This window comes from Micromonospora sp. D75 (genome assembly GCF_018070405.1).
In the GTDB taxonomy this organism is placed as follows: domain Bacteria; phylum Actinomycetota; class Actinomycetes; order Mycobacteriales; family Micromonosporaceae; genus Micromonospora; species Micromonospora chalcea.
Genome location: NZ_JAGPXV010000143.1, coordinates 1 through 10,778, shown reverse-complemented (window position 1 = coordinate 10,778; position 10,778 = coordinate 1). Strand labels below are relative to the sequence as shown.

General features: G+C 74.5%; 7 protein-coding genes and 1 pseudogene. 5 read left to right on the top strand and 3 right to left on the bottom strand.

Annotated elements, in window-relative coordinates; all coding sequences use genetic code 11:
* Positions 1–294 precede the first annotated feature (294 nt).
* Together KBX39_RS11595 and KBX39_RS11590 are read left to right on the top strand one after the other, a co-directional pair.
* Positions 295–1,122: a hypothetical protein gene (locus KBX39_RS11595; protein WP_210870426.1), complete on the top strand. Its 828-nt coding sequence runs from the start codon at positions 295–297 to the stop codon at positions 1,120–1,122.
* Between the two features lie 118 nt (positions 1,123–1,240).
* Positions 1,241–2,998: a DEAD/DEAH box helicase gene (locus KBX39_RS11590; RefSeq protein WP_043323686.1), complete on the top strand. Its 1,758-nt coding sequence runs from the start codon at positions 1,241–1,243 to the stop codon at positions 2,996–2,998.
* Between the two features lie 107 nt (positions 2,999–3,105).
* On the opposite strand, the pseudogene lon reads toward KBX39_RS11590, so the two are convergent.
* A pseudogene (lon, locus tag KBX39_RS11585) lies at positions 3,106–5,439 on the bottom strand (endopeptidase La); the annotation flags it as partial.
* A gap of 245 nt (positions 5,440–5,684) precedes the next feature.
* Here lon and KBX39_RS11580 point away from each other — a divergent pair.
* Positions 5,685–6,032, top strand: a complete 348-nt coding sequence (locus tag KBX39_RS11580) for an Lsr2 family protein (RefSeq protein ID WP_043330078.1) — start codon at positions 5,685–5,687, stop codon at positions 6,030–6,032.
* Between the two features lie 234 nt (positions 6,033–6,266).
* Here KBX39_RS11580 and KBX39_RS11575 read toward each other — a convergent pair whose 3' ends face one another.
* Together KBX39_RS11575 and KBX39_RS11570 are read right to left on the bottom strand one after the other, a co-directional pair.
* On the bottom strand, positions 6,267–7,559 hold the full coding sequence (locus KBX39_RS11575; protein ID WP_069088576.1) for a hypothetical protein: 1,293 nt from the start codon (positions 7,557–7,559) through the stop codon (positions 6,267–6,269).
* 270 nt (positions 7,560–7,829) lie between these two features.
* Entirely contained in the window at positions 7,830–8,696 is an 867-nt protein-coding gene (locus KBX39_RS11570) for a hypothetical protein (RefSeq protein ID WP_043323681.1), read from the bottom strand.
* Between the two features lie 131 nt (positions 8,697–8,827).
* Between KBX39_RS11570 and KBX39_RS11565 the strand changes: the two genes are divergently transcribed.
* Together KBX39_RS11565 and KBX39_RS11560 are read left to right on the top strand one after the other, a co-directional pair.
* Positions 8,828–9,919 (top strand): DICT sensory domain-containing protein, encoded by a 1,092-nt coding sequence (locus KBX39_RS11565; protein ID WP_210870424.1) that lies wholly within the window; start codon positions 8,828–8,830, stop codon positions 9,917–9,919.
* Between the two features lie 26 nt (positions 9,920–9,945).
* Complete coding sequence (locus tag KBX39_RS11560) at positions 9,946–10,665, top strand: helical backbone metal receptor (RefSeq protein ID WP_210870422.1); 720 nt, start codon at positions 9,946–9,948, stop codon at positions 10,663–10,665.
* Positions 10,666–10,778 lie beyond the last annotated feature (113 nt).

Below are 10,778 nucleotides of genomic sequence, written 5' to 3'. Positions count from 1 at the left end.
CACGAGCAGCCCGGCGGCGCCGAGCGCGACGCGTACCGGGTCGGGTTCGCGGGCCAGTCCGACCGCTGGCAGCAGCACCGTCGTCCACACGTTCGTGGCCAGCGACAGCAGCGTGACCCGCCGGGCCCGGCGCAGCCGGTGGTCCGCCGGATCGACGCTCATGCCCGCTGATCCTAGGGCGTGCACCGGTCCGCCCACTCCTGAGAAACGTCACGGCCGGGCCGTGCGATCCGCACGGTTTCCCGATGACTGACGCGCCTTCTCCGGTGCGCCCGGCGGCGGCAGGGTCGGGGCATGACGGAGATGACTGTGGTCGTACCCCGGCGGTGGGCCGGGTGGGCGCGGACGCGGCACCTGGCCGCGATGGTGGTGGCGATGCTGGCCGGGATGGTGCTGCTCGGGCCGCTGTGGCGGGTGGGCGCGGACGTGCTGGGCGGCGCGGCGGTGCTGGCGCGGCCGGACGTGGGCGCGCTGGTGATGGCGACGAACATGGCGGCGGGCATGGCCGCGTGGATGTGGCACCGGGGGTACGGGCGGGCCGCCACCGCGGAGATGTCGGCGGCCATGTACGTGCCGTTCCTGCTGCTGCTCCCGCTCTGGTGGGCGGGGTGGGCCGGGGACGACGCGCTGCTGCTCGGCGGCCACCTGCTGATGGTGCCGGCGATGCTGCTGGTGGCGCTGCGGCACCGGCACACGTCCGCCGCGCCGCCCCGCCGACACCCGGTCGCGGCAGCCGTGGCGCGCGGGTGGCCGGCCGGGCTGGCGCTGCTCATGACCGTGGACATGTGGTTCGCGCCGACCGTCTTCGCGCCGTGGACGCTGCTGGTCCTGCCGGCCGGCTACCTGCTGATCGGCACCTGGCGGCGGCAGTGGGGCGACCGGCGCGCGCTGGCCGCGCAGCTCGCCGGGGCGGCCGGGTGGGGCGGCCTGGCGGTCGTGGCGACGGTCGCCTCCGCCGACGTCGCCGGGGTGCTCGTCGGGGTGGGCTGGCTCGTCCACGCCGCCTGGGACGCCTGGTACCACCGCACCGGCGCGGTGGTGCCGCGCGGGTACGCGCTGTGGTGCGCGGTGTTCGACGTCGCGGTCGGTTTCACCACGTTGCTGGCCGTCCTGTCCCGGTGATCCGGCGGGGGCACGGGGCCGCGCCGGATCACCCGGAGGGGACGGCACGCAGGTGGCGCGGCGAACGTTTGGCCCGGTCGCCGCGACCGCCGCGCGGCGGTGATGAAAAACTTGTCGCATGACCGCCGCACCGACCCCGACCGACCCCGCCATTCCCGCCGACGCCGAGGACGCCACCGCCTTCGCGGATCTCGGGCTGCGCACCGAGTTGCTGGGCGCGCTGGCCGCGCTCGGCTACGAGGAACCCACCCCGATCCAGCGGGAGGCGATCCCCCCGCTGCTGGCCGGGCAGGATCTGCTGGGACAGGCGGCGACCGGTACGGGCAAGACCGCCGCGTTCGCGCTGCCGCTGCTGCAGCGGATGCCGGTGGGACGGCCGGACGGCGACCCGGTGTCGCTGGTGCTGGTGCCCACCCGTGAGCTGGCCGTGCAGGTCTCCGAGGCGTTCCACCGCTACGGCAAGGACCTGGGCGCCCGGGTGCTGCCGATCTACGGCGGGCAGCCGATCGGCCGGCAGCTGCGCGCGCTCGACCACGGGGTCGACGTGGTGGTCGCGACGCCGGGCCGGGCCCTGGACCACATCGCCCGGGGCACGCTGCGGCTGGGCGCGCTGGCCACGGTGGTGCTGGACGAGGCGGACGAGATGCTCGACATGGGCTTCGCCGAGGACATCGAGGCGATCCTGGAGCACGCGCCGGCCGGCCGGCAGACGGTGCTGTTCTCGGCCACCATGCCGGCCCGCATCGACGGGCTGGCCCGGCAGCACCTGACCGATCCGGTCCGGATCCAGATCGAGCGGGAGCGGCCGGTCGCCGGGGAGGCGCCCCGGGTGCGGCAGAGCGCGTACATCGTGGCCCGGGGGCACAAGCCGGCCGCGCTGGGCCGGGTGCTGGACGTGGAGTCGCCGACCGCGGCGATCGTGTTCTGCCGCAGCCGCGAGGAGGTCGACCGGCTCACCGAGACGATGAACGGCCGGGGCTACCGGGCCGAGGCGCTGCACGGCGGGATGAGCCAGGAGCAGCGGGACCGGGTGATGGGCCGGCTGCGCGCCGGTACGGCGGACCTGTTGGTCGCCACCGACGTGGCCGCCCGGGGGCTGGACGTCGAGCAGCTCACCCACGTGGTCAACTACGACGTCCCGTCGGCGCCGGAGTCGTACGTGCACCGGATCGGCCGGGTGGGCCGGGCCGGGCGGGAGGGTGTGGCGATCACGCTCGCCGAGCCGCGCGAGCACCGGATGCTCAAGACCATCGAGCGGGTCACCGGCCAGCGGATCACCATCGACAAGATCCCCACGGTGGCGGACATGCGGACCCGGCGGCTGGAGCTGACCCAGGGCGCGCTGCGGGAGAGCCTGCTGGAGGACGACCTCGACCCGTACCGGGTGATCGTCGAGTCGCTGACCGACGAGTTCGACCTGGTGGAGGTGGCGCTGGCGGCGGTGAAGCTGGCGCACGAGGCGACGTCGCCCGGCTCGGACGACGAGGAGGAGATCCCGCAGGTTCCGGTCCGGGGCCCGCGCGAGGGCCGCCCGGAGACCGGTGGGCGGGGCGAGCGCCGGGGGCCGGGCCGTCCGCGTACCGGGGGGACCACCCAGGTCTTCATCGGGCTGGGCCGGCGTGCCGGGGTACGGCCGCAGGACCTGGTCGGCGCGATCACCGGGGAGACCCGGATCAGTGGCCGGGACATCGGCTCGATCGAGATCGCCGACCGGTTCTCGCTGGTCGAGGTGCCGCAGGCGGTGGCCGACGAGATCATCTCAGGGTTGCGGGGCACCACGATCAAGGGCCGTAAGGCGACCGTACGCCGGGACCGGGACGGCGACGGTTCCGGTGAGCGCCGCGACCGGGGTTACGAGCGGCGCGACCGGCGCTGAGCGCGGGCGGACACGGCGTCGCCCCGGCCACCCGGCGGACGGGGGCCGGGGCGACGGCCGTCAGGCCCCGGCCACCGTGCGTACGGTGGCCGGGGCGACGGCCGGCAGGCCGCGGCGAGCGCCGGGCCGTCCAGCGCCTGCGTGTCGAGTTCGGCTGGGCGCAGCGCCAGCGCGAGCACGTCCGCCACGTCGGACAGGGTGTGCACGGTCAGCGCCTCCCGCACCTGCGCCGGCAGGTCGTCCAGGTCCGGCTCGTTGCGCTTCGGGATGATCACCTCGGTGAGACCGGCCCGGTGCGCGGCGAGCAGCTTCTGCTTCACCCCGCCGATCGGCAGCACCCGGCCGGAGAGCGTCACCTCGCCGGTCATCCCGAACTCGGGCCGCACCGGACGCCCGGTCACCAGTGAGGCCAGCGCGGTCACCATGGTGATGCCGGCGCTCGGGCCGTCCTTCGGTACCGCGCCCGCCGGGACGTGCAGGTGGATCCGCCGTCCGGCCAGCGCGTTCGGGTCCAGCCCGTAGCGCCGCCCGTTCGACCGCAGGTACGACCACGCGATGTGCGCGGACTCCTTCATCACGTCGCCGAGCTGCCCGGTGAGCGTCAGCCCGGGCTCGCCCTCCATGGTGGTGGCCTCGATGAACAGCACGTCGCCACCGGCGCCGGTGACGGCCAGGCCGGTCGCCACGCCGGGCACGGCGGTCCGCTCGGCCGACTCCGGGGTGAACTTCGGCCGGCCCAGGTAGCGGGCCAGGTTCCCGGCGTCCACGTGTACCGGCGCGGCGTCCGTGGCGAGCGCGACGGCCACCTTGCGCAGGATCTTCGCCAGGGCCCGTTCGAGCTGCCGGACACCGGCCTCCCGGGTGTACTCGCCCGCGATCACCGCCAGCGCGTCGTCGGCGACGCTCACCTCCTCGCCGGTCAGCCCGGCCCGCTCCCGCTGCCGGGGCAGCAGGTGGTCGCGGGCGATGGCCACCTTCTCGTCCTCGGTGTAGCCGTCCAGCGCGACCAGCTCCATCCGGTCCAGCAGCGGGCCGGGGATCGCCTCCACCACGTTGGCGGTGGCGAGGAACAGCACGTCGGACAGGTCGAGGTCGACCTCCAGGTAGTGGTCGCGGAACGTGTGGTTCTGCGCCGGGTCGAGCACCTCCAGCAGAGCCGCCGCCGGGTCGCCGGAGTAGCCGGCGGCCAGCTTGTCGACCTCGTCGAGCAGCACGACCGGGTTCATCGAGCCGGCCTCGCGCAGCGCCCGCACGATCCGGCCGGGCAGCGCGCCGACGTAGGTGCGCCGGTGGCCGCGGATCTCCGCCTCGTCCCGGACACCGCCGAGGGAGACGCGGACGAAGTTGCGGCCCAGCGCCCGGGCGACCGACTCGCCGAGGCTGGTCTTGCCGACACCGGGCGGGCCGGCCAGGGCCAGCACCGCGCCGGAGCCGCGTCCGCCGACCACGCCGAGGTTGCGCTCCGCGCGCCGGTTGCGCACCGCGAGGTACTCCAGGATGCGGTCCTTCACGTCGGCCAGGCCGGCGTGGTCGGCGTCGAGCACGGCCCGCGCCGCGGCCAGGTCCGTGTTGTCAGCGGTACGCGTGCTCCACGGCATCTCCAGCACGGTGTCCAGCCAGGTACGGATCCAGCCCGCCTCGGGTGAGGCGTCACTGGCCCGTTCCAGCTTGCCGACCTCGCGCAGCGCCGCCTCGCGTACCTTCTCCGGCAGGTCGGCGGACTCCACCCGGGAGCGGTAGTCGGCGGAGCCGTCGGGCTCGTCCTCGCCGAGTTCCTTGCGGATCGCGGCGAGCTGCTGGCGGAGCAGGAACTCGCGCTGGGACTTCTCCAGCCCTTCGCGCACGTCGCTGTTGATCTGCTCGGTGACCTCCTGCTCGGCCAGGTGCTCCTTCACCCAGCCGACCAGCAGCTCCAGCCGGGCGGTGACGTCCGGCGCGGCGAGCAGCTCGGTCTTCTGCGCCAGGCTGAGCCAGGGCGCGTAGCCGGCCGAGTCGGCCAGCTCGGACAGGTCCGTCATCCGCTCCATCGCGTCGATCACCTGCCAGGCGCCGCGCTGCTGGAGCACCGAGGTCATGAGCGCGCGGTACTCGCGGGCGAGTTCCCGGGCGCGGCCCGCCGGGGCGGGCTCGTCGAGCGTCGCGGCCTCGACCCAGAGCGCGGCGCCGGGACCGGGCACGCCGGAGCCGATACGGGCCCGGACGAGACCGCGGATCACGGCGGCCGGCTCGCCGCTGGGCAGCCGGCCCACCTTCTCGATCGTGGCGACCACGCCGACGGAGCCGTACTCGCCGTCAAGGCGGGGCACGGCCAGGAGTTCCTTGTCGCCGGTGGCGCGGGCCGCGTCGACGGCGGCCTGGGTGGTCGGGTCGAGGGTGACCGGGATGACCATCCCGGGCAGCAGGACGGTGTCGGTCAGGGGAAGTACCGGAAGAGTTGCCATCGGACACCTGCCATCACGTTGGTTGAGCCTGTCTGGCTCAAGTAACAAAAGGTGTCCCTTGTTCCGGGTTGTGACCCACGCCACTGTCCGGCCTTCCCGACGCCTGTTCGCGCACCGGTCCTCTATTGGCCGCGACGCTTACCTGGCACGACCCGCCGAATGCAAAGAGGCGGGTATTGTTGCGAAATTACCGTGAGGTAAGTCAGACTCTTAGCACACCCCGCCCGACACAGGGAGTAATGGCGATGGCAAGGAAAGTAATCACCGTTCTGACCGACGACCTCGACGGCGGAAAGGCCGATCGGACCGTCGAGTTCAGCCTGGACGGCGTGGCGTACACGATCGACGTGTCCGACGAGAACGCGGGCGTTCTGCGCAAGGCGCTGGACCCGTACATCAGCGCTGGCAGGCGGATCGGCCGCGGCGCCACCGAGGTCGCCCGCGCCACCCGGCGCGCGGGCCGGCCGAGCACCTCGGGAATGGACCGCGAGCAGAACCGCGCCATCCGCGAATGGGCAGCCAAGAACGGGTACGAGATTTCCGAGCGCGGGCGCATCCCGGTGTCGGTCGTCGAGGCGTACAAGAACCGCTGAGCGCTAAACACTCACCGTCGGGTATCCCAGGGTCACGCTGAGAAATCGCAGCGCCCGGCCGGCCTTTTGTGTTGTCGGTGACTTTCATCGGGCTGGAGTCCGACGGCACGAAACTTCTTCCCGGAACGATTCCCACGCTCCCCTGCCGGACCCGCCTCGCGTACCCACCACGCGGACACGACACGGCCGCGGCCACCCGGACGGTTCCCGGGCGGCCGCGGCCGTCGCGTGTCCTCAGTTGACCCGGATGCGCACCACGTCGATGGCGGGAGTCTGGTTCGCCCGCTCCATCATCGGGATGCGGTGCGAGCCGTCACCGGCCCAGACCGCGCACTGCGCCACGCCCGACTGCGCCAGGCCCGGGATCTGGATCAGCACGTCGTCCGGCTGGTTGCCGCCGCGGCCGTCCTCGGTGGCGACGAAGAACGCCGGCACGTCCTGCGGGTTCGGGGGCTGCCGGGTGCTGCCGAGCATCCGGCAGGCGGTGTGGAAGTGGCCGCGCACCAGGCCCTGACCGTTGAGCAGCGAGCTCTCCAGGTAGTAGCCGCCCTGCCCGGCCGCGAGGAAGCGGTCCCGCACCAGGTTCTTGGTGGTCACCCGGAGCGTGAACGGCTGGTTGCGCCGCACCTGGTTCGGGAACTGCGTGATCAGCAGCGACGGGTTGTTCGCCGCGGCGCCCACCTCACCGAACGCGGTGCTGACGCACCGGTTGCCGTTCTGGAAGCCGTCGTGCCCCTGCAGCTGGCTGCCGGAGCAGTCCTTGGCGAGCACGTTCAGCCCGTTGCCGCCACCGTTGTTCTGGCCGCCGCCGTTGTTGTTCCCGCCGCCGTTGTTCCCGCCGTTCTGGCCCCCGTTCTGACCGCCGTTGTTGTTGCCGCCGTTCTGACCCCCGCCGTTCTGACCCCCACCGTTGCCGGGGACGTCGGTCAACGCGCACCGGGCGAACTGGTCCAGCCCCTGCGGGCGCTGGCCGAACCGGCCGATGGCGGTGGCGATCCGGTTCAGCGCCGCGGTCCGCTTGTCCGCGAGCGGACCCAGGATCGCGTTGTTGATGAACTCGCCCCCGTTGCGGCCCTCCGCCGCGAGCCGCCGGTTCGCCTCAGCGATCTGGGACGTCAGCGCCGCCAGTTCTCGATCCACCTCGGCACGGGCCCGGCCGGGCACCTGCGGCAGCCGACCCCGGACGTCCGGGCAGGTCACGGTCGGAGTGCCGGCGCCGGCGCCACCCGCGGTCGTCTGCTGGCACTCGGCCGGCGACATCTGGCCGTCGCCCCAGTGGTTACGGACCCAGCGGCCGTTCTGCCAGGTACGGGTGCTGCTGCCCTGGCCGTCCGGGGCGGTCGCCCCCGGGCTGGCGGGCACACAGGACGCCGAGGCGGCGCGCGTGGTCGTCCGCCGGTCCTGGGCGGACGAGATCTGGGTGACGGCCACGATGCCGCCGAAGACCGCGAGCGTGCCGACCACTGCCAGCACCCGCTTGCTCCGCGCGTTACCGGATGACCGGCGCGCCCGTGTGGACCTGCGCATCGAATTGCTCTCCTTCTCGATCCGGTAGTTGACTGGTGATCCCGGCGGACCGATGAATTCGGGGTGTGAGATCACTGCGACGCTCGGGTCGCGCGTCGATGGCCGACGATGCCCTTTCCGCATCGTCTCCGCGCCGTCCGGGCGCGGCGGGGAAGTCTGCGTCCATTCCCGATGAGGTACGGAGCGCCGTCGGCGAAGGTTCAACCGGAGATCGAAAAAAATCGGGACGTGCCGGGCCGGGGTCGGCTCGGCGCCGCGGCCAGGAAGGGTTCAGTCCGCGCAGAGGTGGTCGAAGGCGAAGCCGCCGTCGAAGGAGTCCCGCCGGGCCGCGAGCGCGCGCACCCGACCGCGAAGCTCCTCCCGGTCCACCAGGGACGCCCCGGCGGCGTCGAGATCGCGCAGTCGCTCCCCCAGCGCCATCGCGGCCAGGTCCTCGGCGAGCCGGCCCGGGTCCACGCCGCAGGAGAATCCCCGCGACGTCAGCCGTACCCGCTCCAGCAGGCAGCCGCCGGGCCGCACCTCGACCCAGCACCAGCCCTCCGCCGGGCCGCCGGTCCAGCGCACGTGCAGCCCGCGCACGATCGGGTCGGCGATCCGGCCGGCCACGTACGCCTCGACCGCCTCGACCCGCGCGAGCGCCCCGAGGTCGTTCACCGGTCCACGCCGGCCGTCCGGCAGCCGGCCGATGATGTCCCGGAAGCCGACCGCGTCCCCGGCGTCCGGGTCGGTGCCCTCGGCGTAGGCCCGCGCGTCCAGGACGTACTCGACGAAGCGGCGGACGTGATCGGCGCCGCGCAGCGTCGGTGACTCGACCCGCAGCAGCGGCAGGCCGACGGCGGCGGACACCGCGTCGGTCAGCCGTTCCTCCCGGCGGGCGGGCGACCCGTCGGACGCGGGCGCGGTGAACCGCACCGCGAAGCGCGGCAGGCCGGTGTCGGCGGCGCCGACCACCAGGTCCAGCGGCGCCCGTCCGGCCGTGCTCCACTGGTTGCCGGTGACCCCCGGCGGACGGCCCTGCACCAGCTCGCCGAGCCGCCGGCCGGCGTACCCGACGTGCCCGTGGCGGGTCAGGCACGGCGTCGCGCCGGACGGGACCGGCCGCAGCCAGGAGGCGGTCACGCTGCCGGTGTTCGTCATCTCGCCCCGCCCCCCGTCGTCCGGTCGACGCCCGAGTGTAGGGCGTCGGGCGTCCGCCCCGGCGGTGCGGTGGAGCACGCCGGGGCCCGCCGACCGGTGCGCAGCCGCGTCCGTGCCTCTAGGCTCTGCCCGTGCACAGCGGACGGACCCCGGAGCAGTTCCCCAAACGCAGTCTCGTCGCCCTCTCCCACGCCATCGAGCGGGCCGCGCTCGCCGAGGCCGAGGACGGCCCGCTGATCGTGTTCGCCCTGTTCCAGCGGCTGCCGTACTTCGACCGGGAGCGCGAGGTCTACCGGCGCATCGCCGGCCGCGCCGCGGCGACGGTGGTGGCGATGGTCGGCGGCCCGCCGCCCGACCTGCCCGAGCGCACGTACGGCGTGACGCTCGACGAGGCGGAGGAGCTGGCCCGCGAGTGGAGCGTGGTGGTGCTGAGCCCCCGGTTCGGCGCCACCCTCGTGGCCCACGACCGCGCCGAGGCGACGCCCGCGCCGACGCTGGAAGCCGGCCGGCTCTTCGACGGCCGCTGGGGATTCCGCCGGGACGAGGCGCTGCACGAGGCCATCCGGCTGCGCGAACAACTCGCCGAGCGGCTGCCCGCCGAGGCGCGCACGGCGCTGGACGAGGCGATCGCCCGGGTGCGCGACATCCCGGCCGGACCGGGCGAGCCGCGCGCCGAGGCGGCGCTGCGGCTGCTGGCCCGCCGCGCCGACCGGGTCACGCCGCCGGTCCAGCCGGCCGAGGCGTTCCTCGACGAGCCGGGCCTGCGCAGGTGGGCCGGCATGGACGGGGTGACCGCCTCGGGCACGCTGCCGGTGGCGCTGGTCGGCCTGCGGGTGGACGAGCCGCCCGGCTCGCCGGAACGATTCGGCCGGCGCAACGGCGCCCGGGAGGGCCATGCCGTGCTCGCCGCCGTCACCGGCGCGCTGCGCCCGGTCGACCGCGCGCTGCGGGTCGCCGAGAACGAGTACCAGCTCCTGCTGCCCGGGCTGGACGAGCCGGCCGCGCTCGAGGTGGTGCGCCGCCTGCACGACGCGATCGCCGCGCTCGCCAAGTCGTACCCGTTCCTGGTTTACACGATGCACGCGGCGGTCGGGGTGAGCACCCGGCGGCCGCTGCCCACCGCGGACCTGCGCGCCGCCGTCGACTGGGCGGCCCGCAAGGGCCTGCCGGTGGCGGGCCTGCCGCCGGAGACGGCCGACGCCGCGACCGCGCCGGCCCGCTGATCCGCGGTACGAGGGGAGAACACGCCGTGCGGGTGGTGTCGCTGGTGCCGTCGCTGACCGAGGCGGTGGCGGCCACCCGCCCGGAGGTGCTGGTCGGGGCGACCGACTGGTGCACCCATCCGGCCGGGCTGGACGTCGCCCGGGTCGGCGGGACGAAGTATCCGGACCTGGACCGGGTGCTCGCCCTCAAACCGGATCTGGTGCTGCTCAACGAGGAGGAGAACCGGCTGGCCGACGCCGAGGCGTTGCGCGCGGCCGGGGCGCCGGTGCGGGTCACGTTCCCGCGTACCGTGCCGGAGGCGCTCGACCAGCTCGGAGAGCTGGTGGTCGCGCTCGGCGCGCCGGCCGAGCCGCCGTGGCTGGCGGCGGCCCGTCGCGCCTGGGCGGCCCTGGGCACGCCGGCGCGCGTCCGCACCGCTGTGGTGCCGGTGTGGCGGCGCCCGTGGGTGGTGCTCGGCCGGGACACGTTCGCCGGGGACGTGCTGGCCCGGCTCGGCGTGGTGAACGGCTGGGCCGGGGACGCGGAACGCTATCCCCGGCCCAGTCTCGACGAGCTGCGCGCCCGGTCGCCGGAGCTGGTGGTGCTGCCCGACGAGCCGTACCGGTTCACCGCCGACGACGGGCCGGAGGCGTTCCCGGGGGTGCCGGCGGCGCTGGTGTCCGGCCGGCACCTCACCTGGTACGGCCCGTCGTTGGCCGAGGCGCCGGCGCTGCTCGCCGCCCAGCTCGCGAGCGCCACCGCCTGACCGCGCCGGCACGCTCAGGCGACCGGGGTGGCGTGCACCGGGTCCAGCTCCATCAGCGTGGTGTCGTCCAGGTCGTACCCGATCGCGTTGTGCACGGCGACCACGCCCGCGAC

Excerpts from the sequence above, each read along its gene's own strand:
- KBX39_RS11575 (WP_069088576.1), bottom strand. The coding sequence starts at position 7,559 with ATGCGCAGGTCCACACGGGCGCGCCGGTCATCCGGTAACGCGCGGAGC.
- KBX39_RS11580 (WP_043330078.1), top strand. The coding sequence starts at position 5,685 with ATGGCAAGGAAAGTAATCACCGTTCTGACCGACGACCTCGACGGCGGA.
- KBX39_RS11570 (WP_043323681.1), bottom strand. The coding sequence starts at position 8,696 with ATGACGAACACCGGCAGCGTGACCGCCTCCTGGCTGCGGCCGGTCCCG.
- KBX39_RS11595 (WP_210870426.1), top strand. The coding sequence starts at position 295 with ATGACGGAGATGACTGTGGTCGTACCCCGGCGGTGGGCCGGGTGGGCG.
- KBX39_RS11590 (WP_043323686.1), top strand. The coding sequence starts at position 1,241 with ATGACCGCCGCACCGACCCCGACCGACCCCGCCATTCCCGCCGACGCC.